The 25,178-nt window shown below is 63.9% G+C and carries 22 protein-coding genes; 12 read left to right on the plus strand and 10 right to left on the minus strand.

The window, feature by feature from the left end; all coding sequences use genetic code 11:
- The first annotated feature begins 11 nt into the window (after positions 1-11).
- The 8 genes from JQ616_RS04665 to JQ616_RS04700 all read left to right on the plus strand — a co-directional run bounded on the left by JQ616_RS04665 (position 12) and on the right by JQ616_RS04700 (position 10,095).
- Positions 12-890, plus strand: coding sequence for a branched-chain amino acid ABC transporter permease (locus JQ616_RS04665; RefSeq protein WP_024581729.1), 879 nt, complete (start codon positions 12-14; stop codon positions 888-890).
- Between the two features lie 2 nt (positions 891-892).
- Positions 893-1,909 (plus strand): branched-chain amino acid ABC transporter permease, encoded by a 1,017-nt coding sequence (locus tag JQ616_RS04670; RefSeq protein ID WP_212012573.1) that lies wholly within the window; start codon positions 893-895, stop codon positions 1,907-1,909.
- 29 nt (positions 1,910-1,938) lie between these two features.
- Positions 1,939-3,168 carry an ABC transporter substrate-binding protein gene (locus JQ616_RS04675; RefSeq protein ID WP_212012575.1) on the plus strand — a complete coding sequence of 410 codons (1,230 nt, stop codon included), beginning with the start codon at positions 1,939-1,941 and terminating at the stop codon, positions 3,166-3,168.
- Positions 3,169-3,286: 118 nt separating this feature from the next.
- Positions 3,287-4,513, plus strand: a complete 1,227-nt coding sequence (locus JQ616_RS04680) for an ABC transporter substrate-binding protein (protein ID WP_212012577.1) — start codon at positions 3,287-3,289, stop codon at positions 4,511-4,513.
- 229 nt (positions 4,514-4,742) lie between these two features.
- Positions 4,743-5,969, plus strand: a complete 1,227-nt coding sequence (locus JQ616_RS04685) for an ABC transporter substrate-binding protein (RefSeq protein ID WP_212012579.1) — start codon at positions 4,743-4,745, stop codon at positions 5,967-5,969.
- A 159-nt stretch (positions 5,970-6,128) separates the two neighbouring features.
- Positions 6,129-7,355, plus strand: a complete 1,227-nt coding sequence (locus JQ616_RS04690) for an ABC transporter substrate-binding protein (RefSeq protein WP_212012581.1) — start codon at positions 6,129-6,131, stop codon at positions 7,353-7,355.
- Positions 7,356-7,557: 202 nt separating this feature from the next.
- Entirely contained in the window at positions 7,558-8,790 is a 1,233-nt protein-coding gene (locus tag JQ616_RS04695; protein WP_212012583.1) for an ABC transporter substrate-binding protein, read from the plus strand.
- Between the two features lie 21 nt (positions 8,791-8,811).
- Positions 8,812-10,095 carry a glycerate kinase type-2 family protein gene (locus JQ616_RS04700; protein ID WP_212012585.1) on the plus strand — a complete coding sequence of 428 codons (1,284 nt, stop codon included), beginning with the start codon at positions 8,812-8,814 and terminating at the stop codon, positions 10,093-10,095.
- 134 nt (positions 10,096-10,229) lie between these two features.
- Here the strand turns inward: JQ616_RS04700 and JQ616_RS04705 are convergent, their stop codons facing one another.
- Entirely contained in the window at positions 10,230-10,748 is a 519-nt protein-coding gene (locus JQ616_RS04705; protein WP_050629571.1) for a MarR family winged helix-turn-helix transcriptional regulator, read from the minus strand.
- Positions 10,749-10,927: 179 nt separating this feature from the next.
- On the opposite strand from JQ616_RS04705, the gene JQ616_RS04710 reads away from it, so the two are divergent.
- The 3 genes from JQ616_RS04710 to JQ616_RS04720 are packed head-to-tail and all read left to right on the plus strand — an operon-like array spanning position 10,928 to position 14,471.
- A complete protein-coding gene (locus tag JQ616_RS04710) occupies positions 10,928-11,968 on the plus strand; it encodes a branched-chain amino acid ABC transporter permease (RefSeq protein WP_212012586.1) in 1,041 nt (346 codons plus the stop codon).
- Positions 11,969-11,973: 5 nt separating this feature from the next.
- Complete coding sequence (locus tag JQ616_RS04715; RefSeq protein WP_212012587.1) at positions 11,974-13,743, plus strand: branched-chain amino acid ABC transporter ATP-binding protein/permease; 1,770 nt, start codon at positions 11,974-11,976, stop codon at positions 13,741-13,743.
- Positions 13,740-14,471, plus strand: a complete 732-nt coding sequence (locus JQ616_RS04720) for an ABC transporter ATP-binding protein (RefSeq protein WP_212012588.1) — start codon at positions 13,740-13,742, stop codon at positions 14,469-14,471. The genes JQ616_RS04715 and JQ616_RS04720 overlap by 4 nt, the downstream gene beginning before the upstream one ends.
- Before the next feature lie 178 nt (positions 14,472-14,649).
- Here the strand turns inward: JQ616_RS04720 and JQ616_RS04725 are convergent, their stop codons facing one another.
- From JQ616_RS04725 to JQ616_RS04765, 9 genes are all read right to left on the minus strand, one after another.
- Positions 14,650-15,801, minus strand: coding sequence for an ABC transporter substrate-binding protein (locus tag JQ616_RS04725; RefSeq protein WP_212012589.1), 1,152 nt, complete (start codon positions 15,799-15,801; stop codon positions 14,650-14,652).
- Positions 15,802-15,889: 88 nt separating this feature from the next.
- Positions 15,890-16,309 (minus strand): acyl-CoA thioesterase, encoded by a 420-nt coding sequence (locus tag JQ616_RS04730; protein ID WP_212012590.1) that lies wholly within the window; start codon positions 16,307-16,309, stop codon positions 15,890-15,892.
- 62 nt (positions 16,310-16,371) lie between these two features.
- Positions 16,372-17,133: an SDR family NAD(P)-dependent oxidoreductase gene (locus tag JQ616_RS04735; RefSeq protein WP_212012591.1), complete on the minus strand. Its 762-nt coding sequence runs from the start codon at positions 17,131-17,133 to the stop codon at positions 16,372-16,374.
- Between the two features lie 19 nt (positions 17,134-17,152).
- Positions 17,153-19,024 carry a feruloyl-CoA synthase gene (locus JQ616_RS04740; RefSeq protein ID WP_212012592.1) on the minus strand — a complete coding sequence of 624 codons (1,872 nt, stop codon included), beginning with the start codon at positions 19,022-19,024 and terminating at the stop codon, positions 17,153-17,155.
- Positions 19,021-19,815: a crotonase/enoyl-CoA hydratase family protein gene (locus JQ616_RS04745; RefSeq protein ID WP_212012594.1), complete on the minus strand. Its 795-nt coding sequence runs from the start codon at positions 19,813-19,815 to the stop codon at positions 19,021-19,023. The genes JQ616_RS04740 and JQ616_RS04745 overlap by 4 nt, the downstream gene beginning before the upstream one ends.
- Positions 19,816-20,082: 267 nt before the next feature.
- A complete protein-coding gene (locus JQ616_RS04750) occupies positions 20,083-20,544 on the minus strand; it encodes a DUF3237 domain-containing protein (RefSeq protein WP_212012596.1) in 462 nt (153 codons plus the stop codon).
- Positions 20,545-20,548: 4 nt separating this feature from the next.
- Entirely contained in the window at positions 20,549-21,853 is a 1,305-nt protein-coding gene (locus JQ616_RS04755) for a TRAP transporter large permease (protein WP_212013143.1), read from the minus strand.
- Between the two features lie 12 nt (positions 21,854-21,865).
- On the minus strand, positions 21,866-22,360 hold the full coding sequence (locus JQ616_RS04760; RefSeq protein ID WP_433995952.1) for a TRAP transporter small permease: 495 nt from the start codon (positions 22,358-22,360) through the stop codon (positions 21,866-21,868).
- A gap of 203 nt (positions 22,361-22,563) precedes the next feature.
- The gene (locus tag JQ616_RS04765; RefSeq protein WP_212012599.1) at positions 22,564-23,586 is read right to left on the minus strand and encodes a TRAP transporter substrate-binding protein; all 1,023 of its coding nucleotides are present in this window, start codon (positions 23,584-23,586) and stop codon (positions 22,564-22,566) included.
- A 270-nt stretch (positions 23,587-23,856) separates the two neighbouring features.
- Between JQ616_RS04765 and pobA the strand changes: the two genes are divergently transcribed.
- The gene (gene pobA, locus JQ616_RS04770) at positions 23,857-25,026 is read left to right on the plus strand and encodes a 4-hydroxybenzoate 3-monooxygenase (RefSeq protein WP_212012600.1); all 1,170 of its coding nucleotides are present in this window, start codon (positions 23,857-23,859) and stop codon (positions 25,024-25,026) included.
- The last annotated feature ends 152 nt before the right edge of the window (positions 25,027-25,178 follow it).

Consider the following 25,178-nt stretch of genomic DNA (forward strand, 5'->3'; position numbering starts at 1 on the left):
GAGCTGGCACAATGGAGCTTTTTGCCAACCAGGTCCTGGCCGGCATCGCCACCGGCGCGATCTACGCCTGCATGGCGCTCGCGGTGGTGATGATCTACCAGGCCATCGACCATCTGAATTTCGCCCAGGGCGAAATGGCGATGTTCTCGACCTTCGTGTCCTGGCAGCTGATGCAGTGGGGTGTGCCGTATTGGGGCGCCTTCGTGCTCACGGTTGCCTTCTCGTTTGCCGCCGGCATCGTCATCGAGCGCTTGCTGTTCAAGCCGCTCGCCAAGGCCCCGATCCTGACCAACGTCGCCGGCTTCATCGCGCTCTATGCGATCATCAACTCGGTCGCCGGCCTGATCTGGGACTTCACCATCAAGCAGTATCCGACGCCGTTCGGCTCCTCGCCGTTCCTCGGCAGCCAGCTGATCTCGACCCACCAGGCCGGCATGATCGGCATCACGCTGCTGATGCTGCTCTTGCTGTTCTTCTTCTTCCGCTTCACCCGGGTCGGTCTTGCGATGCGCGCCGCCGCCTCGCTGCCTGAATCGGCCCGCCTCGTCGGCATCAACACCTCGTGGATGATCGCGCTGGGCTGGGGCATGGCATCGGCGATCGGCTCGATCGCCGGCATGATGATCGCCCCTGTTGTGTTCCTCGAACCGAACATGATGCTCGGCGTGCTGATCTACGGATTTGCCGCGGCCGTGCTCGGCGGCCTGAGCTCGCCGTTCGGCGCCGTGATGGGCGGCTTCCTGGTCGGCATCTTCGAGAACCTGGTCGGCACCTACATCCCCGGCGTCGGCAATGAACTGAAACTTCCGATCGCGCTTGCGCTGATCATCGTCGTCCTGGTCGTCAAACCGGCAGGCCTGTTCGGCCGCGCCATCGTCAAGCGAGTTTGATCATGAGCGCCGCTGAAGAAATCGTAACTGAAGCCCCCGCCGTCGAGGCCGTGCCCAAGCGCGCCATGACGCTCGGCTATGGCACCTCGCTCGTCGTGCTCGCCGCACTGATCATCATCCCGCTGTTCGTGAAGAACTTCATCATCTTCCAGATGACGATGCTTCTGATCTACGCGCTGGCGGTGATGGCGCTCAACATCCTGACCGGCGGAAGCGGCCAGTTCTCGCTCGGCCAGAGCGCGTTCTACGCCGTCGGCGCCTATACTTCGGCGATCCTGATGGAGCATGCGGGCATGAACTATGCCCTCACGCTGCCGATCGCCGGCATCGTCTGCTTCGGCTTCGGCTTCCTGTTCGGCCAGCCGGCGCTGCGGCTAAGCGGCGTCTATCTGGCGCTCGCGACCTTTGCGCTCGCTACCGCGATGCCGCAGCTGCTCAAGCTCGGCTATTTCGAGCAGTGGACCGGCGGCGTGCAGGGCCTCGTGGTCACCAAGCCGGACGCCCCGTTCGGCCTGCCGCTGTCGCAGGACATGTGGCTCTATTACTTCACCCTGGCGGTCTCGATCGCGATCTACCTCGCCTCGGTGAACCTGCTGCGCTCGCGTTCGGGGCGCGCCTTCATGGCGATCCGCGACAACGAGATCGCGGCCTCCGCGATGGGCGTCGACGTCGCGCTGTACAAGACGCTGGCGTTCGGCGTCTCGGCCGGCATCACCGGTGTCGCCGGCGGTCTCGGCGCCATCGCGGTGCAGTTCGTGGCGCCCGACGGCTACACGATCCAGCTCGCGATCTCGCTGTTCCTCGGCATGGTGGTCGGCGGCGTCGGCTGGCTGCCCGGCTCGATCGTCGGAAGCGCCTTCATCATCTTCGTGCCCAACATCGCGGAAGGCATTTCCAAGGGCCTTTCGGGCGCGGTGTTCGGCGTGCTGCTGTTCCTCGTCATCTTCCTCGTGCCGCACGGCGCCAGGCAGGTTGCGATCGTTGCCCAGCAACTGGCCGCAAAGCTCAAGAAAAACTAAGAATCTTTAGAACCAAACCAGGAGACATTATGCTTTCTACCGTTCGGATCGCCGCGATTTCCGCGGCGATCGTCGCTGTTGCCGCGACGTCCACTGCCGCATACGCCCAGAAGAAATACGACACCGGCGCGAGCGATACCGAGATCAAGGTCGGCAACATCATCCCCTATTCGGGACCCGCCTCCGCCTACGGCGTGATCGGCAAGACCGAAGAAGCCTATTTCAAGATGATCAACGACCGCGGTGGCATCAACGGCCGCAAGGTCAATTTCGTCAGCTATGACGACGCCTATTCGCCGCCCAAGGCAGTCGAGCAGGTGCGCAAGCTGGTCGAGAGCGACGAAGTGCTGCTGGTCTTCAACCCGCTCGGCACGCCGTCCAACACCGCGATCCAGAAGTACCTGAACTCCAAGAAGATTCCGCAGCTGTTCGTCGCCACCGGCGCGACCAAGTGGAACGACCCGAAGAACTTCCCGTGGACCATGGGATGGCAGCCGAGCTACCAGAGCGAGGCGCAGATCTATGCCAAATGGCTGATGAAGGAGAAGCCCGACGCCAAGGTCGCGATCCTCTATCAGAACGACGATTTCGGCAAAGACTACCTCAAGGGCACCAAGGACGGCTTCGGCGCCAAGGCGGCTTCCAGCATCATCATGGAGGAGAGCTACGAGATCTCCGAGCCGTCGATCGACAGCCACATCGTCAAGATCAAGGCCGCTAATCCGGACGTCCTGCTGATCTACACCACGCCGAAATTCGGCGCGCAGACCATCAAGAAGACTGCCGAGCTCGGCTGGAAGCCGCTGCAGATCATCACCAACGTGTCGGCCTCGGTCGGCAGCGTGATGCAGCCGGCCGGCTTCGAGAATTCGCAGGGCGTGCTGTCGGCCGCCTATGCCAAGGACGGCGCCGATCCGCAGTGGGCCAACGATCCGAACATGAAGAAGTGGGCCGAGTTTCTCGACAAGTACATGCCGGGCGCCGACAAGACCGACGGCGGCTACGTCTACGGCTACGGCGCCGCGCAGACGCTCGCCAAGGTGCTCGAAATGTGCGGCGACGATCTGACCCGTGCCAACGTCATGAAGCAGGCGGCGAGCCTGAAGGACTTTACGCCGGACACCCTGCTGCCCGGCGTCAAGATCAACACCTCGGCCACCGACTTCGCCCCGATCGCCCAGCTGCAGATGCAGCGCTTCAAGGGCCAGAAATGGGAACTGTTCGGTGACATCATTTCCGGCGACGTTCCCTCCGAATAACGTTGCACTGCGGAAATAAACAACGGGCCTCCGCGATATCCCTCGCGGGGGCTTTTTGTTGACGCCCCGCGCCGTTCGTATTGAATACTGCCCAACAAAGAACCCGAGGTGGGGAAACATGACTGCCGCACGTCCGTCCCTGACGGCGCTGTTGTCCGCATTCGCTCTGATCCTGACGAGCTGCAATGTCGCGCTGGCGCAGAAGACATACGACACCGGGGCCAGCGACACCGAGATCAAGATCGGCAACACCGTGCCCTATAGCGGCCCGGCCTCGGCCTATGGGGTGATCGGCAGGACCGAGGCGGCCTACTTCAAGATGATCAACGAGGCCGGCGGCATCCGCGGCCGCAAGATCACCTTCATCTCCTATGACGATAGCTACTCGCCGGCCAAGACCGTGGAGCAAACCCGCAAGCTGGTCGAGAACGACGAGGTGTTGCTGGTGTTCGGCTCGGTTGGTACCGCAACCAACGCGTCGGTCCGAAAGTACATGAACGAGAAGCAGGTGCCGCAGCTGTTCATCGCCTCCGGCGGCTCCAAGTGGAACGACCCCAAGAACTATCCATGGACCATGGGCTGGCAGCCGTCCTACCAGGACGAGGCGCGGGTCTACGCAAAATACATCATGAAGCACAAGCCCGATGCCAAGGTTGCCGTGCTCTACCAGAATGACGACTTCGGCAAGGACTACCTCAAGGGCCTGAAGGACGCCTTCGGCGACAAGGCCTCGATGATCGTCGCCGAGGAAGCCTATGAGACCTCCGAGCCCGCGATCGACAATCACATCGTCAAGCTGAAGGCCGCCGGCGCCGACACCTTCATCAGCATCACGTCACCGAAATTCGCGGCACAGGCGATCAAGAAGGCCGCCGAAATCGCCTGGACGCCATTGCAGATCGTCGCCAACGTCTCGGCCTCGGTCGGCGGCGTGATGCAGCCGGCCGGCTTCGAGAATTCGCAGGGCATCCTGTCGGCGTCCTATCTCAAGGACGGCGCCGATCCGCAGTGGGACAAGGATCCCGGCATGGAGAAATTCCTTGCCTTCCTCAAGAAGGATTATCCCGACGCCAACAAGCTCGACGGCGCCACCTCCTACGGTTACGCCGCCGCGCAGACCATGGTGAAGGTGCTGGAGATGTGCGGTGACGATCTGACCCGCGCCAATGTCATGAAGCAGGCCGCGAGCCTGAAGGATTATGTCCCCGACACGCTGCTGCCCGGCATCAGCATCAACACCTCGCCGACCGACTTCGCGCCGATCAAGCAACTGCGCTTGATGCGGTTCAAGGGCGAGAAGTGGGAGCTGTTCGGTGACATCATTTCGAGCAATCTGAGCAACTGACCGTCGCACTCAACTCAGCAGCGTTTGCTAAACGCAGCACAATCTCTGCGGATCGCGCGGCAAGACCATCAGCTCCTGAGATTGTCGACTAAAGATGCAGCCCCTGCGGTCACGCCGCGGGGGCTTTTCGTTGAGACGCCCCCGGCAAGATGATAGTTTTCACTGATAACAACGAGCCCTCGAAACAGGGGGCCACGACACATCATCTGCTATCAGGGAGAGAAACCGTATGTCTGCAACACGACATCTGGCGGCATTTGCCGTTGCGTTCGCGCTCGTCTCCGCATCCGGCAGCGCAGCGCTTGCCCAGAAGAAATACGACACCGGCGCCAGCGATACCGAGATCAAGATCGGCAACATCATGCCTTACAGCGGCCCCGCGTCCGCCTATGGCGTGATCGGCAAGACCGAGGAGGCCTATTTCCGCAAGATCAACGCCGAGGGCGGCATCAACGGCCGCAAGATCACCTTCATCAGCTATGACGACGCCTACACGCCGCCGAAGACCGTCGAGCAGGCGCGCAAGCTGGTCGAGAGCGACGAAGTGCTGATGATCTTCAATCCGCTGGGCACGCCGCCGAACTCGGCGATCCAGAGATACATGAACCAGAAGAAGGTGCCGCAGCTGTTCGTCGCCACCGGCGCCACCAAGTGGAACGATCCGAAGGATTTTCCCTGGACCATGGGCTGGCAGCCCAACTACCAGAGCGAGACCCAGATCTACGCAAAATACATCCTGAAGAACATGCCGAACGCCAAGATCGCCGTGCTCTACCAGAACGACGATTACGGCAAGGACTACCTGAAAGGCTTCAAGGATGGGCTCGGCGCGAAGGCGGCGTCGATGATCGTCGCGGAAGACGCTTACGAGGTCACTGAGCCGACCATCGACTCGCATATCGTGACGCTGAAGGCTTCGGGCGCCGACGTCTTCATGAACATCACCACACCGAAATTCGCGGCGCAGGCGATCAAGAAGAACGCCGAGCTCGGCTGGAAGCCGCTGCACTTCCTCAACAACGTCTCGGCATCGATCGGCAGCGTGATCGCGCCCGCAGGCATGGAGAACGCCCAGGGCATCATCTCCTCGGCCTATCTGAAGGATCCGACCGACCCGCAGTGGAAGACCGATCCTGCCATGATCGCCTGGAATCAGTTCCTGGATAAATACTATCCGGACGCCAACCGCGCCGACGCTTCGGTGATGTACGCTTACACCGTAGCCCAGGGGCTGGTGCATGTGCTGAAGGCGTGCGGCGATGATCTCACCCGCGCGAACATCATGAAGCAGGCGGCGAGCATCCAGAACCTCGAGCTCGGCGGTCTCTTGCCTGGCATCAAGGTCAACACCTCGGCGACCGACTTCGCACCCCTCTCGCAGCTGCAGCTTGAGCGCTTCAAAGGCCAGACCTGGGAGCGCTTTGGCGACATTTTGAGCAGCGACGTCGGCGGCTAGGCCGCACGCGACCCACCAAGGACGCAGCCCCTGCGGCAATGTCGCAGGGGCTTGTCGTTGAGGCGATCCGGCTAAAATGATAATCATATCGAACAACAACAGAGCCACCGAAACAGGGGGCCGCGACACATTCGTCCGACAACAGGGAGAGAGACATCTATGTCCGTTACTACAAGGCTTGCGGTCCTTGGGGCCGCGCTCGCGCTCGTCGCGACGTCCGGCAGCGCTGCGTTTGCCCAGAAGAAATACGACACCGGGGCCACCGACACCGAGATCAAGATCGGCAACATCATGCCTTACAGCGGCCCCGCGTCCGCCTATGGCGTGATCGGCAAGACCGAGGCCGCCTATTTCAAGAAGATCAACGACGCCGGCGGCATCAACGGCCGCAAGATCAACTTCATCTCCTATGACGACGCCTATTCGCCGCCGAAGGCCGTGGAGCAGGCCCGCAAGCTGGTCGAGAGCGACGAGGTGCTGCTGATCTTCAACTCGCTCGGCACGCCGTCGAACTCGGCGATCCAGAAATACATGAACTCCAAGAAGGTGCCGCAGCTGTTCGTCGCCACCGGCGCGACCAAGTGGAACGACCCGAAGGATTTCCCCTGGACCATGGGCTGGCAGCCCAACTACCAGAGCGAGACCCAGATCTACGCAAAGTACATCCTGAAGAACATGCCGAACGCCAAGATCGCGGTGCTCTACCAGAACGACGATTACGGCAAGGACTATCTGAAGGGGCTGAAGGACGGCCTCGGCCAGAAAGCCGCCAGCATGATCGTCGCCGAGGAGAGCTTCGAGACGTCGCAGCCGACCATCGACAGCAACATCGTCAAGCTGAAGGCCAGCAACGCCGACGTCTTCATCGACATCGCGACGCCGAAATTCGCGGCCCAGGCAATCAAGAAGGTTGCCGAGATCGGCTGGAAGCCGACCCACTTCCTCAACAACGTGTCAGCCTCGGTCGGCAGCGTGATCAAACCGGCCGGCTTCGAGAACGCGCAGGACATCATCTCCGCGGCCTATCTGAAGGATGCTTCCGACAAGCAGTGGGACAATGATCCCGGCATGAAGGAATTCTACGCCTTCATGGCCAAGGATTTCCCCGAGGGCGACAAGCTCGACGGCGGCACCGTGGTCGGCTTCGGCGTGGCGCAGACCCTGGTCCAGGTGCTCAAGCAGTGCGGCGACAACCTCACCCGCGAGAACATCATGAAGCAGGCGGCCAATCTGCAGGATTTCCGCACCGAAGTGCTGCTGCCGGGCATCAAGATCAACACCGCCGCGAACGACTTCGCTCCGATCAGCCAGCTGCAGCTGATGAAGTTCAAGGGCGAGAAATGGGAACTGTTCGGCGACATCATCAGCGCCGACGTCGGCGGCTGATTTTTCACGAATTGCCGACTGAAAATGGCCCTCTGCGATACCGTCGCAGGGGGCTTTTTCGTGAACCCTGTCATCTGCTCACCGACTCCGGGAGGCGATGCCCGCTTACACTTTGTCCGGCAATGCGCTAGGTAAACCGGCAAGACCCCGACAAAGAACCGGGCGCCCTTGCGCGCCGGCAACAACAAGGAGATTTCGGGACATGCCGATGCCGATCCGTCACCGTGTCGCAACCGCCCTGCTCGGCCTCGCCGTCGCCACCGCGACGGGACATGCCGCATGGGCGCAGAAAAAATACGACACCGGCGCGAGCGACACCGAGATCAAGATCGGCAACATCGTGCCCTATAGCGGTCCGGCCTCGGCCTATGGCGTGGTCGGCAAGGCGATGGCCGCGGTGTTCAAGAAGGTCAACGACGACGGCGGCATCAACGGGCGCAAGATCAACTTCATCTCCTACGATGATGCCTATTCGCCGCCGAAGGCCGTGGAGCAGGCGCGCAAGCTGGTCGAGAGCGACGAGGTGCTGTTCCTGTTCGGCACGCTCGGCACTGCCTCCAACACCGCGATCCAGAAATATCTCAACGCCAAGAAGGTGCCGCAGCTGTTCGTCGCCACCGGCGCCACCAAGTGGAACGACCCGAAGGCCTTCCCGTGGACCATGGGCTGGCTGCCGAGCTACCAGAGCGAGTCGCGGATCTACGCGAAATATCTGCTCAAGGAGAAGCCCGGAGCCAAGGTGGCGGTGCTCTATCAGAACGACGACATGGGCAAGGACTATCTGAAGGGCCTCGAAGACGGCTTTGCCAGCGATCCCGCGCGGATCGTCGCCAAGGAGAGCTACGAGGTCGCCGAGCCGACCATCGATTCCCATGTGGTGCGGCTGAAATCCTCCAATCCCGACGTCATCATCTTCTTCACCACGCCGAAGTTCGGCGCGCAGTCGATCAAGAAGCTCGGTGAGATGAATTGGAAGCCGGTGACGATCGTTTCCAACGTCTCGGCCTCCACCGCGACGGTGATGCGTCCGGCCGGGCTCGACAATGCGCAGGGCGTGATCTCGGCGGCTTATGCGAAGGACGCCAGCGATCCGCAGTGGAAGGACGATTCCGGCATGAAGGCGTTCGACGAGCTGCTCGCCAAATACATGCCGGACACCAACCGCGTCGATGCCTCGGCAATGACCGGCTACAACATGGCGACCACGATGGTCGAGGTGCTGCGCCGCTGCGGCGACGACCTCACCCGCGCCAATGTGATGAAGCAGGCGGCGAGCCTGAAGCAGTTTGCGCAGGGCGGCCTGCTGCCCGGCGTGACGCTGTCGACCGGGCCCGCCGACTTCCAGCCGATCGAGCAGTTGCAGCTGATGCAGTTCAAGGGCGAACGCTGGCAATTGTTCGGCGACGTCATCAGCGGCGAGATCGCCGGCAACTGACCACGTAACGAAAGCACAGCCATGACCGACCGTCGTCCTTTCCTGCGTTCGATCTTCGATGCCGCGGTGGCGGCTGCGCATCCCAATGTGGTGCTGGCGTCGCGGCTGCGGCCGGCGCCGAAAGGCCGCGTGATCTGCCTCGCCGCCGGCAAGGGCGCCGGCGCCATGGCCGCGGCGGCGGAGCGGCACTATCTCGACACGCTCGGCCTCGAACCGTCGCGGCTGGTCGGCATCGCCACCACCCGCCACGGCCACGGCGTGCCGACCCGCCGCATCAAGGTCGTCGAGGCGGGCCACCCCGTGCCCGACGAAGCCGGCCTGCGTGCGGCCGACGATACGCTGCGGCTGGCGGCGGAAGCCACGCCCGACGATCTGCTGCTGGTGCTGCTGACCGGCGGCGGCTCGGCGAACTGGATCGCGCCGGTCGAAGGCGTCAGCTTTGCCCAGAAGCAACAGGTCAACCGCGCGCTGCTGCGCTCCGGCGCGCCGATCGGCGAGATGAACATCGTCCGCAAGCACCTGTCGCGCATCAAGGGCGGGCGGCTGGCGCGCGCCGGCCAGCACGCCGCCGAGATCGTGACACTGGCGATCTCGGACGTGCCGCATGACGATCCCTCCGCGATCGCCTCGGGGCCAACCGTTCCGGATCCGACCACGCTGGCGGATGCCCGCGCGCTGGTCGCCAAATACAATCTCTCGGTCGATGACGCGGTTCGCCGCGCGCTCGACGATCCCAGGAACGAGAGCTGCAAGCCGGGCGATCCCGCCTTTGCGCATGCGACCTTCGAGCTGCTGGCAAAGCCCAAGGCGTCGATCGACGCGGCGGTGAAGGTCGCGCAGGATGCGGGTTACGAGACCATCGCGCTCGGCGCCGATCTCGAAGGCGAGGCCCGCGAGGTCGCGGCTGCACATGCCCAGCTTGCGCTCAAGGCGCGCGGTGAAGGCAAGCGCGTCGCAATCATCTCCGGCGGCGAACTGACCGTGACGGTGCGCGGCAATGGCCGCGGCGGCCCGAACCAGGAATACGCGCTGGCGCTGGCCGACCTGCTCAAGGACACGCCCGACATCGCAGCGCTTGCGGGTGACACCGACGGCGCCGATGGCGGCGCCGGCAGCGCGACCGATCCCGCCGGCGCCGTGATCGACCATGCGACCTTCGCGAAGATGAAATCGCTCGGCCTCGATCCACGGGCCTATCTCGAAAACAACGACGCCACGGGCTTCTTCGCGCAAACCGGGGACTTGCTGCTGACCGGGCCGACGCTGACCAATGTCAACGACGTGCGCGTGATTTTGGTGGATTGACGCATCCGTCATTGCGGGGCGGCGCGAAAGCGACGAGCTCAGATGCGCAATTGCGCATCGGGCAATCCATACTCACGATCGTGGTTATGAATTCCGGGCCTGCGCCTTGCGGCGCATCCCGGAATGACGACGTGTCAAAACTCCTGCGCGAGCTTCGCCAGCATCTCCAGCAGCGCGGCGTGGTTGGCCGGGCCGAGCACCTCGATCAGCCGCGCCTCGTGCTTGTTGGCGACCAGCTTCTTGGCCCGCGCCAGCACGGCACGGCCCCTGTCGGTCAGCACCAGGATGTGGGAGCGGCGGTCGTTGGTCGAGCGCATCCGCGCGCAAAGGTCGCGGCTCTCCAGCGCGTCGAGCATCGCGACGAAATTCGGCCTGAGGATGCCGAGCGTGTTGGCGATCTCGGTCTGGTTGCGGCCCGGATTCTTGTCGAGCAGCAGCAGCACCGAAAACTGCGCAGGCGTCAGCTGCAGCGGTGCCACACAGCGCAGGAAGTCCTCGAATACCCTGAGCTGCGCGCGCTTCAGCGAATAGCCGAGCAGTCCGGACAGTTCGCCCAGTTGCAGCATGCTGTCGTCCCCGGCAGGATCGACCGGTTCCCTGCGCAGGGCACGCGACGATCGGACGGCATCAGAGGCGGTCTTGGAAACAGTCATCGCTCCAGGCTCGCAATCCCGGTACAAAAACCCCGCGGGACGATCGGGGACCTTGAGATTATATCTAATAATTGTTATCCGCTATATCTAATATCGGCTTCTATCAACAGCCGACATCGGCCGACCCGACCGGCACAGCCGGCTGCGGCGGCCCGACGCTTAAGGGGGAGCGCTCGGCCTTGAACACAACAATCATGCTGTTCCTGCTGCAGGACGGCATCACCAATGGCGCGATCTACGCACTGCTCGGGCTGGCCCTGGTGCTGGTGTTCGCGGTAACGCGGGTGATCCTGATCCCGCAGGGCGAATTCGTCACCTACGGCGCGCTGAGCTACGCGATGCTGGCGACCGGCCAGGTGCCCGGCACCGTGCGGCTCGCCGTCGCGATGGGCCTCGTCGCTTTCGCGCTCGACCTGTTCTTCGCCCGCAAGGCGCTGCACGCCCGGCTGGTGCTGCGCTCGATCGCGCTCAACATCGTCTTCCCGTTCGCACTGCTCGGCCTGGTCTATGCGCTGGTTGGTCCCAACACGCCGATCGCCGTCAACATCGCGCTGGCGCTCCTGATCGTGGCGGCGATCGGGCTGTTCCTCTACCGCATCGCGTTCCAGCCGATCGCACACACCTCGGTGCTGGTGCTGCTGATCGCCTCGGTCGGCTGCCACCTGGCGCTGCAGGGCCTCGGCCTGGTGTTCTTCGGCGCCGAAGGCCTGCGCGGCCCGGCGCTGTCGAGCGCCGCGGTGACCGCCGGTCCGCTGCGCTTCACCGGCCAGAGCCTTGCGGTCTACGGCCTGACGGTCGGCTTCATCGTCGCGCTGTGGCTGTTCTTCGGCTACACCAGAACCGGCAAGGCGCTGCGCGCCACCGCGGTCAATCGCCTCGGCGCCCGCCTGGTCGGCATCCGCACCACGCTGTCGGGCCAGATCGCATTCCTGCTCGCTTCCGTCATCGGCGCGATCTCCGGCATCCTGATCGTGCCGATCACCACGCTCTATTACGACACCGGCTTCCTGATCGGCCTGAAAGGCTTCATCGCCGCCATCATCGGCGGCCTGGTCAGCTATCCCCTGACCGCGGTTGCGGCCATCCTGGTCGGCATCGTCGAGGCCTTCTCGTCGTTCTATGCCAGCAATTTCAAGGAAGTCATCGTGTTCACGCTGATCCTTCCCGTCCTGGTGCTGCGCTCGCTCGCAGCGCCCCAGGTCGAAGAAGAGAAGGATTGAGCGCGATGACGCAGCGGCTGCCTCTCATCATCTTCGCGCTCGTGCTGGCGGTGATCCCGCTTGTCCCGGGGATCCCGCCGTTCTGGATCGTGCTGCTCGACAATATCGGCCTCGCCGCGCTGGTCGCGATGGGGCTGGTGCTGCTCACCGGCGTCGGCGGCCTCACCTCGTTCGGACAGGCCGCGTTCTGCGGCTTCGGCGCCTACACCACGGCGGTGCTGACCACCGCTTATGGCGTCTCGCCGTGGCTGACGCTGCCGGCTTCGCTGCTGGTCAGCGGCATCGCCGCCGTGCTGCTCGGCCTCGTCACGGTGCGGCTGTCAGGCCATTATTTGCCGCTCGGCACCATCGCCTGGGGCATCGGCCTGTTCTATCTGTTCAGCAAGCTCGAATTCCTCGGCCGCAACGACGGCATTTCGGGCATTCCGCCGCTCTCGATCGGCTCGTTCAAGATGCTGAGCCCGGATGCGATCTATTACGCGATCTGGGTCGCGGTACTGCTGGCGGCGCTGCTGACCATGAACCTGCTGGATTCCCGCACCGGGCGCGCGATCCGCGCGCTGCGGCGCGGCCATATCGCGGCCGAGGCGTTCGGCGTGCAGACGCCGCGCGCCAAGCTCCTGGTGTTCATTTACGCCGCGGTGCTGGCCGGCCTGTCCGGCTGGCTCTATGCGCATTTCCAGCGCGCCGCCAACCCGACCCCGTTCGGCGCGCAGGCCGGTATCGAATATCTGTTCATCGCCGTCGTCGGCGGTGCCGGCTACGTCTGGGGCGGCGTGCTCGGCGCCGGGATCGTCGTCATCCTGAAAGAGGTGCTGCAGAGCTATTTGCCCTACATCTTCGGCGGCCAGAGCCAGCTCGAGACCATCGTGTTCGGCATCATGCTGGTGCTGCTGTTGCAGCTCGCACCGCAGGGCGTCTGGCCCTGGCTGATGTCAAAGCTGCCGTTCAAGCCCGCCCGCAAGGTACCGGACACATCGGTGAAGCTGGAGCACCGCGAGCGCGCGCCGGGAACGTCATCAGTGCTGCTGCACATCGAGAAAGCGCGAAAGCAGTTCGGCGGCGTGCTGGCGGTGAACGACGTCTCGTTCGACGTCAACGCCCGCGAGATCGTCGCGCTGATCGGGCCGAACGGCGCCGGCAAGAGCACGACCTTCAACCTGATCACCGGCGTGCTGGCCGCAACCAGCGGCAAGATCGCGGTGCTCGGCAACGAGGTCGCGAATGCGCCGCCGCAGGAGGTAGTCAAGCTCGGCGTTTCCAGAACCTTCCAGCACGTCAAGCTGGTGCCTGACATGACCGTGCTGGAGAACGTCGCGATCGGCGCGCATCTGCGCGGCAATTCCGGCGCAATCTCCAGTATGCTGCGGCTCGATCGCACCGACGAGGCGAAACTACTGGCGGAGGCCGCGCGGCAGATCGCGCGCGTCGGCCTGTCCGACCAGATCGACCAGCTCGCGGGCTCGCTGTCGCTCGGGCAGCAGCGCATCGTCGAGATCGCGCGTGCGCTGTGCGTCGATCCGATGCTGCTGTTGCTCGATGAGCCGGCCGCCGGGCTGCGCCACATGGAGAAGCAGCGGCTGGCCGCGCTGCTCCGGCAATTGCGCGACGGCGGCATGTCGGTGCTCTTGGTCGAGCACGACATGGGGTTCGTGATGGATCTCGCCGACCGCATCGTGGTGCTCGATTTCGGCACCAAGATCGCCGAGGGCACGCCGGCCGCGATCAAGCGCAATCCCGACGTGATCAAGGCCTATCTCGGAGCCGCCGCATGAGCGCGCTGCTATCGGTAACCGACGTCCACATCTCCTACGGCAAGGTCGAAGCCGTGCGCGGCGTCTCGCTGGACGTCGCGGACAACGAGATCGTCACCATCATCGGCGCCAACGGCGCCGGCAAGACCACGCTGCTCAACGCCATCATGGGCGTGCTGCCGCTGAAGGGCCGCACCAGCTTCGCCGGCGTCGACATGGCGCCGCTCGATATCGAGGACCGCGTCGCCACCGGCCTGAGCCTGGTGCCCGAGCATCGCGAATTGTTCGGCACCATGAATGTCGAGGACAATCTCGAGCTCGGCGCCTTCCGGATCGCGAAGGCTATCGCGGCGACCTCGCTGGAGCGGGTCTACACGCTGTTTCCGCGGCTCAAGGAGCGGCGCAAGCAGCTCGCCGGCACGCTGTCCGGCGGCGAGCAGCAGATGCTGGCGATGGGCCGCGCGCTGATGGGCGCACCGAAACTCCTGATGCTGGACGAGCCGAGCCTCGGCCTCGCCCCGATCATCGTCGCCGACATCTTCCGCATCGTCGGTGAGCTCCGCGCAGCCGGCGTCTCGGTGCTGCTGGTCGAGCAGAACGCCCAGGCCGCGCTGCAGATCGCCGACCGCGCCTATGTGATGGAGCTCGGCGAATTCGTGCTGTCGGGCACCGCCAAGGACATCGCCGCCAACAAGGGCGTCGCCGCGAGCTATCTCGGCTTCCAGCACGAGGGCGAAAGCGCGATTTGAGAGGAGAACGTGGGTTGGGCAAAGGCGCGTAGCGCCGTGCCCACCTTCGACACACCGCTCGTGATGGTGGGCACGCTAATCGCTTTGCCCACCCTACGAAGCTCCCTCTCCAGGGAAGGACAAGAAAAAAGCCGGCCCCATCGGGACCGGCTTCTTCATTTCGCTGATCGTGGCCAGCTCACATCGCCGGGACGTATTTGCCGTCCTTGACCGTCAGCAGGATGCGCGAGCGGTCGTCGAGACCATAGCGGTCCTTTTCGGTCCAGTTGTAGACGCCCTGGGTCGCGACGATCTCCTTCTCGGAGATCAGCGCCTTGCGGATCGCCTCGCGGAATTCCACCGTGCCGGGCTTGGCGGTCTTCAGCGCCACCGGGATGACGCGCTTCAATACCTGGAACGCGTCGTAGGAGTGACCGGCGAACTGGCTGCGGCTGTTAGCGCCGTATTTCGCTTCATAGGCCGTGTTCAGCTCGAGGCCCGGCTTCTTGGTCAGCGCGCTGTCGGCTTGCGTTTCCGGCGACATGATCGGGCCGGCCGACATGATGACGCCTTCCGCCGACGCCCCTGCGATGCGGATGAAGTCCATGCTGGCGGCGCCGTGGGTCTGGTAGATCAGGCCCTTGTAGCCGCGCTCGCGCAGCGCGGTCTGCGGCAGCGCCGCGGCGGTGCCGGATGCACCGATCAGGATGGCGTCGGGATTGGCCGCGACGAGCTTCAGCACCTGGCCCGCGACCGACGTATCCGGACGCGCGAAGCGCTCCTCATCGGTCATGGTCAGGCCCATCGGCACGGCCTGCGCCTTGAAGTCGTTGACCCAGAGGTCGCCGTAGGAATCCGAGTAGCCGATATAGCCGACGGTCTTGATGTTGTGCGCCTTCATGTGCTCGTAGAGCACCTTGCCCATGATCGGAATCGATTGCGGCAGGTCGACCGACCATCTTGCCCGAGCATCGTTGATCGGGAACGGCGCGAGGCCGAGATGCGGGATGCCGGCCTCGTTGGCGACCGTTGACACCGCGATCGTCGTCGGCGTGATGCAGGAGCCCATGATGATGTCGGCCTTGGACTCGGTGACGAAGCGCCGCGCGTTGGTGGTCGCAGCGGTCGGATCGCCGCCGTCGTCGAGCACGATCAGCTTCAGCGGCACGCCGGCGATCTCCTTCGGCACGAAATCGAGCGCGTTGCGCTCGGGGATGCCGAGCGCCGCGGCGGGGCCCGTGGTCGAGAGCGAGATGCCTATGGTGATCTCATTGGTCTGCGCCAGTGCGGGCGCGCCCGGCAGCGCGATGGCTGCTGCGAGCGCCGCTGCGGCGAGAGTGGCCTTCTTCATTCATTCCTCCCTGCGATCAAGTTTTTTGGGTTTAAACCAGTTTTGCCGGCCAATTCAGCCCCTTCTTTAGGTCATGAAGGACGGCAAGTCAGCCCTTCAGGAAGCGGTCGATGACCTCCTGCGGGAATGGCGCCGATTTCAGCTTGTTGGGGTCGTCCGGGTGACGGCCGACCAGCACCCTGGTCTCGAACGCCTCGATCGCCAAAGCCTCGCCCTTGAACACGCGGTGCACCACCTCGAAGCTCGAGCGCTTGATGCTCTCGATCCGGCTCTCGATGGTAATCCAATCGCCATGGGTCGACGGGATGTGGAATTTTGCTCGCGTGTCGACCATGGGAATACCGACCAGGCCGTATTTGTGGACGAGGTCCTGCTTCGAGCAGCCGGCGGCCTCGAACATGATCGAAGTCGAATCGTCGAACATCGCGAAGTAGCGCGGGTAATAGACGATGTTGGCGGGGTCGCAATCGCCCCACTGGATCTGCACGTCGCGCCGATTGACGAACATGGTTTGTCCTCGATTGAGCATGGGCGATCCGGAAGAGCGTTCATGCTCTTCCGGATCATGCGTCAGCGCGGCGCCATCCGGAGCGCGGCATCGAGCCGCACCACTTCGCCGTTCAGATAGGGATTGTCGATCATGTGCAGCGCCAGCGAGGCGAACTCGTCGGCCTGGCCGAGCCGGCGCGGGAACGGGATCGCGGCGGCGAGCGAATCCTGCGCATCCTGCGGCAGGCCGGCCAGCAGCGGCGTCATGAACAGGCCCGGCGCGATGGTCAGCACGCGGATGCCGAATTGCGCGAGCTCGCGCGCGATCGGCAAGGTCATCGCAACGATGCCACCTTTTGAGGCCGAATAGGCCGCCTGCCCGATCTGGCCGTCATAGGCCGCAACCGACGCCGTCGAGATCACGACGCCGCGCTCGCCGGTCGCGAGCGGCTCGAGCTTCGCCATCTCCGCGGTCGCAAGCCGCAGCATGTTGAAGGAGCCGAGCAGATTGACCCTGATCACCTTATCGAAATCGGCGAGTGCCATCGGCCCCTCGCGACCGATCACCCGTTTTGCCACCCCGATGCCGGCGCAATTCACCAGCACGCGCGCCGGACCATGCGCCTTGGCAGCGGCAGCGACCGCGGCTTCGGCGGCCGCCGCATCGGCGACGTCGCAGACCACGGGAATGCCGCCGATCTCGGCCGCGACGCTCTCGGCGAGCTTGGCGTTGAGATCGCAGACCGCGACCTTGGCGCCCTGCGCGGCCAGACGGCGCGCGGTCGCAGCTCCCAATCCCGATGCGCCGCCGGTGACGATGGCGGCCTGGTCCTTCAACTGCATGGCTTTCTCCTCTTCGAAACTAGACTGACGTGATCACCGATGCCGGTGGCACCGGCGCATAGAGCGCTTCGATGATGTCGGTGCGATGCTCCAGCACCGCGCGCTGGTTGATCGAGCCCTTGTCGGTGACCTCGCCGCGATCGATCGACAGCGGTGTGTCGAGCAGGATTGCCCGTGCGATCCGTGTCGACGATCCGGTGGCGCCGGCCAGGACCCGCGCGAAACGTTCGCGGAAGGCTGCACGCACCAGCGGATCATTGGCAGCGGCCGCGATGTCGTTGGCCGCAAGCTGCGGATTGATCAGGCGGCAGCCATCGAGATCGAGGATCACGATCGCAGCAAGCTCGTCGCGGTTGAGGCCCGCGATCACGACGTCGCGCACCAGCGGCGCGCAGGTGCCGACGAAGCGCGCCCGCAATGGACCAACGCTGACCCAGGTGCCGCTCGCCAGCTTGAAATCCTCGGCGATACGGCCGTCGAAATCGAAACCGGCGTCGAGATCGCTGGCGTTGGCAGGCTTCAACGCGTCACCGAACTTGTAGAAGCCCTCCTCATCGAATGCCTTGGCCGTCAACTCGGGCTGCCGCCAGTAGCCCGGCGTTACATTCGGCCCTTTGGCGCGCACCTCGAGCTTGCCGTTGTTGGGGACCAGCTTCGCGTCATTGCCCGACACCGGAAGCCCGACATGGCCGGAGCGGCTGGTATCGGGCCGCACCGACATGAAGAACGGCGAGGTCTCGGTGGCGCCGAGGCCGGTCAGCATGGGCACACGATAGCCCTTCTCCTGCACGGCGAGCGCATCGAGGCTGTTCCAGACGAACGGCGACAGCGCGGCGCCGGAGAAGAACATCGCGTGCAGCCGGTGGAAGAATTTCGTCCGCAAGGCGCCGTCCTCGCGCAGATAGGGCAACAGCGCTTCATAGCCCTTGGGCACGTTGAAATAGACCGTCGGCGAGATCTCGCGCAGGTTTCGCACGGTCTCCTCGATGCCGCCGGGCATCGGCTTGCCCTCGTCGAGATACATCGAGCCGCCGTTGAACAGCGTCAGTCCGACATTGTGGTTACCACCAAACGTGTGATTCCACGGCAGCCAGTCGACGATGACGGGCGGCTCGTCCTTGAGGAACGCCAGCGTCTCGCGCAGCATCACCTGGTTGGCGCAGATCATGCGCTGGGTGTTGATGACGGCCTTGGGATTGCCGGTCGAGCCTGAGGTCAGCAGGAATTTCGCGATCGTGTCCGGACCGATTGCCGCGTTGATCGCGTCGAGACGCGGGTCTTCCGGCGTCGCCATCAGGCCGGCGAGCCGCGTCACGTCGCGGCTGGGCACCGTGCCGCGGCTTGCCGCGATCTCGACATCGGGGCCGACATTGGCGCGCAGCGCGTCGGCGAATTTGTCGGCATCGTCGACGAAAACAAGCCCGGGTGTCAGCAGCTTGATGACAAAGCTGAGCTTGCCGTAGTCGCGCGACACCAGCGAATAGGCCGGCGACACCGGACAGAACGGAATGCCGGCATAGAGCGCGGCGAGTGCGATCAGCGCGTGATCGATCGAATTGCCGGACAGGATGACGATCGGCCGCTCGGCCGACAATCCGCGTGCGATCAGCGCCGAGGCAATGCACCGCACAGCTTCATGCAATTGCGCGTAGGTGATCTGCCGCCAGCCGCCGCCGGCAGCACGCTCGGCCATGAACACGCGGTTCGGCTCGGCCTTCGCCCAGTGATGCAGGCGGTCGGTGAGGCGAACCGGAAAGTCGACGAGGCCGACTTTCGGACGGAGATAGATGGTGCCGTCGTCGCGGCGCTCGACGGTAACGTCGGGATTGCCGAACGAGATCGGGCGCAACGGATGCGCGCTCGCAGTGGACGCAGGCGACGTGGCATTCATGTCGGCTTCACCTTGGCGGTCTTGCGATCCAGAAACGCGCGGATCCGCTTCTTGGCTTCCTTGTCGCTCTGCGCCACCGTCGCCATCAGCGATTCCATCAGGAGGCCGGTCTGCGGATTGGCCTCGGCGATCATCGGCAGCGCCTGCAACACGGCAAAGTTGGTCAGCGGCGCATTGGCGGCGACGCGCTCGGCAAGCTCCAGCGCCTTCGGCAACGCCCCGTCGGCCTCGGTCAGATATTGCGAGAAGCCGTAGGCGGCGCCCTCGGTCGCCGAATAGACGCGGCCGGTCAGCATCATGTCCGCCATCCGGGGCACGCCGATCAGGCGCGGCAGCCGCACCGATCCACCACCGCCGACGAAGATGCCGCGCTGGCCCTCGGGTAGCGCGAAATAGGCCGACGGCTCGGCGACCCGGATATGCGCGGCGCAGGCCAACTCCAGCCCGCCGCCGATCACCGCGCCCTTCAGCGCGGCGATGACAGGTACGCGGCAATACTGGATGCGGTCGAACACGCGATGCCACATCTGGGAATGCACCAGGCCCTCGGTGGCGTCGCGCTCGGTCAGTTCGGAGAGATCGAGGCCGGACGAGAAGTGGTCACCGACGCCGTGGATGACGATAGCGCCGACATCGTCGGGGATCGCGGAAAAGCAGTCCCGCAGCGCCAGGATGATGCCGTCATTGAGCGCATTGCGCTTGGCAGGCCGGTTGAGCCCGACCGTCAACACCGCCCCGCGCGTCTCGATCCTGAGCAGCGAGGCGTCACCCGCGTCGGCAGCGTTTCCCATGGCGTTATTGTTTCCTGGTTAGAATAGTTATGTTTTATAACTATCATCGCAGGAGTCAAGACGGGTGCGGCGGCAGAGTACGCGACACACTTTCACCCTCCCCTGGAGGGGGAGGGTCGGTTCGCATGGATCGAAAGCGGAATGTGAACCGGGGTGGGGTGACAGTCCCACCGCCCGAACAGTGCCCGTGTGGAGAGATCACCCCACCTCGCCGCGCATTTCATGCGCGTCGATCCTCCCCCTCCAGGGGAGGATGGCAGCGCAAGCTCACAGCACCTGATGCACGTCGATCACGACGCGGTCGGCGTGGCGGGCGGCGGAGGCGATGAAGATGTGCTCCATCAGCCAGCGGTACTTCTCGGCGCCGGTTTCGAATTTCGGCACGGTGCGGAAATAGATCAGCTTCGGATCGACCGGCTCGCCGCGCTTGAGCTTCTGCAACAGCTCGACCGGCCCGAACCGGATGCCCTTGTTCTCGACATAGACGACGGCGCCGTCGTCGGTCTCGAAGGCATATTTCGCCTCCAGCTCGATCAGCTCGTTGGGCCGGATGATCTGGAAGTCGGCACCGAAGGCAAGCACCTTGCCATTGATCCCCTCGCCTTTCACCTCGCCGCCGATGATCGGAATGATGCGGCGGACGCCGGTGCCGATATCGCCGGCGGACGTCACCTCGGCGATTCGGGCTGTGATGGTGAAGACGTATTTGGTCTGGATTTCGGGGTTCATATGCCTAACCTATCATGCGCTGCGGCAGCCATGTCGCGAGCAGCGGGAACAGGATCAGGATCACCAGCCGGATCAGATCGGTGATCACGAACGGCAGCACGCCGACAAAGATTGTCGACATGTTGACGTCCTTGATCACGCTCTTGATCACGAACACGTTCATGCCAACCGGCGGATGGATCAGGCCAAGCTCGACCGTCATGACGATGATGATGCCGAACCAGATCGGATCGAAGCCGAGCGCGGTGACCACCGGAAACACGATCGGCACGGTGAGGATCACCATCGCCATCGCATCCATCAGGCAACCGAGCACGAGATACATCAGCAGGATCAGCGCCAGCACGCCATAGGGACCGATACCGAGCCCGGTGAGAAATTCGGTGACGTGCTGCGGCGTCTGGGTGATGGTGAGGAAATAGCCGAAGCAGAGCGCGCCGATCAGCACGGTGAACACGGCAGCCGCGGTGCGCGTCGCCTGCAGCAGCGATTGCAGGATGCCGTCCTTGGTCAGCTTGCCGCGGAGGATGCCGATGATGAAGGCACCGACCGCGCCGACCGCGCCGGCTTCGGTGGGGACGAAGAAGCCGCCATAGAGGCCGCCGATCACGAACAGGAACAGCAGCAGCGGCGACCAGACGTCGCGCATCGCCATTGCGCGCTCGCCCCACGACGCCTTCTTGCCCGCCGGCAGGAAGCCCGGCCGGGTCACGCCGATGATGCCGATCGTGATCATGTGCATCATGATCGCGAGCAGGCCCGGCACCACGCCCGCGATGAACAGCTTGCCGATGTCCTGCTGGGTGATGATGCCGTAGACCGCGAGCACCGTCGACGGCGGCAGCATTGCGCCAAGCGTGCCGCCGACCGCGATCACGCCGGTCGAGAACGATTGCGGATAGCCGAAGCGGCGCATCTCGGGATAGGCCACCGCCGAGAAGGTTGCGGCGGTCGCGACCGACGAGCCTGAAATAGCGGCGAACCCGCCGCAAGCTGCAATGGTCGCGATGCCGAGCCCGCCCTTCCAATGGCCGACGAAGGTATTGGCGGCGCGGAACAGCTCGCGGCTGATGCCCGAGACGGACACGAAAGCGCCCATCAACAGGAACATCGGGATCACGCCGAAGGAATAATCCGTCACCGTACGCATCGTGGTCTGGCCGACCAGCTTCAGCGCCGGCGCAAAGCCGGTGAGGTAGCCGAAGCCGGTGATGCCGACGAGGCCCATCGCCATGCCGACGGGAACACGCAACAACATCAGCACGAACAGGCTGACAAAGCCGATGACGGCAACGGCCTCGGGACTCAGATCCATGGTCGTCTACTCCGCCGTCTTGATCTTGGCATCGTGGATATCTTCCGGATGGAAGATCAGGCGGTAGGTGCGGATCGCGATCAGCAGCACGGCGGAGACGTCGCCGATCCACGACACCAGGAAGAACGGCCAGACCGGCACGCCGAGATCCATGGTGACGATGTGGCTGTTCCTGGTGTCGATCACCTTGTCGACCAGCGTGTAGGTCTGCACGCTCACCACGAACAGCAGCACCAACGTTGCGAAGATGTCGATCCAGCGCTGGTGGCGCGGCGAGGCATTGGCCCAGACCAGATCCACCGTGATGTGGGTGCCACGATAGCTGGTCGCGGCGATGCCCCAGAAGATCAGGATGCCGAGCAGGAACTGGCCGAAATTATAATAGTCGGGGATGGTCACCGAGAAGAACTTGCGCATGAACACCGCGGTGAAGGTGTTGAGCGCGACGACGCCGACGAAGAAGGCCGCCACCCATTCGATCGAATCGATGAAGCGGTCCATGACATTCTTGCGCGCCGGCTCGGGTGGACCGGTGATCGCGCCGTCTTGGGAAACTTCGGAATTGGCAGCCATGGCTCGATATCCCACCCCGCGTCATGGCCGGGCTTGTCCCGGCCATCCACGTCTTCGTTACCGTTTGGCAGTAAGGCGTGGATGCCCGGGACAAGCCCGGGCATGACGACCTCGTTTGCCTCGGCAGCGCCTTAAATCCCCGCCCCGTACTTCTTCAGCGTGGCCTGCAGATCGGCGTCGATCTTTTCCGCATCGCCGCCAGCCTTCTTCACGGCCTCGGCCCAGCTGTCGTGCAGCGGCTTGACCGCCTTCTTCCACTCGGCGAGCTGATCCGGGGTCAATGGATAGACCTCGTGGCCTTGCAGCGCCTTCATCTTGGTGCGGCCGTTGGCTTCGAAATCGGTCCAGGGATCGGTGACCTTGGACGCCCATTCCGGCGTGCAGTGATCGTCGATCACCTTCTTCTGGGCATCCGACATCGAATTATATTTGGCGAGGTTCATGTTGTAGGTAAACACCGTCGTATAGAGCGGCACGTCCATGTGATACTTCACCACTTTGTCGATGCCGAACAGGAAGATCGAGCCCCAGGGGAAGGTGATCTCGTCGGCCACGCCACGCTCGATCGCGTCGCGCGATTCCGGCGCGGAGGCCTGCACGTTGGTGCCGCCGAACATCTTGACCATCTCGCCGATCGTGCTCTGCGCGGGACGCACCTTGACGCCGGAGAGGTCGCTCGGCAGCACGATCTTCTTCTTGCCGTGCAGCGCGCCCGGATCGTGGATGAAGGCGAAGCACAGCTTGGTGTCCTTCATCTCGGTCGGCGCATATTTGTGGTACCATTCGTTTAGCGCCAGCGTGCCCTTCTTGCCGTCGGAGAACACGAATGGCAGCTGGCCGGCGGCGGCGATCGGGAAGCGGCCGGGCTGATAGCCGGGATTGACGTAGGTGACGTCGGCGATGCCGTCGCGCGCCATGTCGTAATGGTCGAATGCCTTGCCGAGCTGCTCGGACGGAAACACGGTGACCTTGATGGTGCCGCCCGATGCCTTCTCGATGTCGGCAGCCCAGGCCTGCGTCGCCGGCACCAGCGGATGCGCCGGCGGCACCCACAGCGACACTTTGAGATTGACGGTCTTGTCCTGCGCCACGGCAGGTACTGCGGCCGGCACGATGGCGGCTGCCATCAGCAGCGCCAACACACTTTTCCTCATCACGTCTCCTCCTCTCCAGGACGGCGGGCTTCGTGCCCGGTCTCATTACTTAACATGTTATCTAATTCGCGGACGTTTTCAAGACGAAATCCGCGTGGCGGACGCTGCGTCGCACCCGCCCCTCCTCCATCTCGCGCTGCGGCGAAGGACCTTTCCCCCGCAAATCCGCCTTGCCAAAACTGTTATATGATATAGTTGCCTTGGCAAGTTGACGGCGTTCGCCGAGTGCGGGCGCCCGGATAAAGCCTATCCGATCGGGAGGACGAGGTATTGCGGACAAAAGTAGCAATCATAGGCGCAGGTCCGGCCGGACTGTTGCTTGGGCAACTACTTCATACTTTCGGCGTAGACAACGTCATTCTGGAACGGCAGACCCCGGACTACGTGCTGGGGCGGATTCGTGCCGGGCTGCTCGAGGAAGGCACGGTGTCGCTGCTCGAGAGCGTCGGCGCCGCGGCGCGGCTGCACCGGGAGGGCCTGGTCCATCATGGCCTGGAGCTGGCATTCGGTGGCGCACGGCACCGCATCGACCTGCATGGCTCGACCGGCAAGACCGTGACCATCTATGGTCAAACCGAGGTCACGCTCGACCTGATGAACGCCCGCCAGGCCGCCGGCTTGACCACGATCTACTCGGCCGCCGACGTCAAGCCGCATGATTTCGACACCGATCATCCGCGCGTCAGCTACGTCAAGGACGGCGTCAGCCACGACATCGCCTGCGATTTCATCGCCGGCTGCGACGGCTTCCACGGCATCAGCCGTGCCAGCGTGCCGGCGTCGGCAATCACCAGCTACGAGCGGGTGTATCCGTTCGGCTGGCTCGGCATCCTCTCGGAGACGCCGCCGGTCTCGCCGGAATTGATCTACAACAACCACGAGCGCGGCTTTGCGCTGTGCACGATGCGCTCGAGCCACCGCAGCCGCTACTATGTGCAGTGCTCACTTGACGATCATGTCGATCAATGGTCGGACGCGCGGTTCTGGGATGAATTGAAGCGGCGGCTCGACCAGAAGGCGGCCGACGAGATCGTCACCGGCCCGTCGATCGAGAAGAGCATCGCGCCGCTGCGCAGCTTCGTCGCCGAACCGATGCGCTTCGGCCGCATGTTCCTGGCCGGCGACGCCTCGCACATCGTGCCGCCGACCGGCGCCAAGGGCCTCAACCTCGCGGTCAGCGATGTGCATTATCTGTCGCAGGCGCTGCGCGAATATTACGACGAGAAGTCCTCCGCCGGGATCGACGGTTACTCGGCCAAGGCGCTGGCGCGGGTCTGGAAGGCAGTGCGGTTCTCGTGGTGGATGACCTCGATGCTGCACAAATTCCCCGACGAGGGCGACTTCGCCGCGCGTATCCAGATCGCCGAGCTCGACTACCTCGTCAGCTCGAAGGCGGCGTCGACCTCGCTGTCGGAGAACTATGTGGGGCTGCCGTTCTAGGCAGGATCCGAGCCACGTAGGGTGGGCAAAGCAACAGCGTGCCCACCATCACGGGCACAGCGCTTGATGGTGGGCACGGGCGCAAACGCGCCTTTGCGCAGCTCGCCGCGCATTAAGAGAAACCGACGTCGGCTACGAACTACCGGCGTGAC

It is taken from the genome of Bradyrhizobium tropiciagri (assembly GCF_018130545.1).
Taxonomy (GTDB): domain Bacteria; phylum Pseudomonadota; class Alphaproteobacteria; order Rhizobiales; family Xanthobacteraceae; genus Bradyrhizobium; species Bradyrhizobium tropiciagri_A.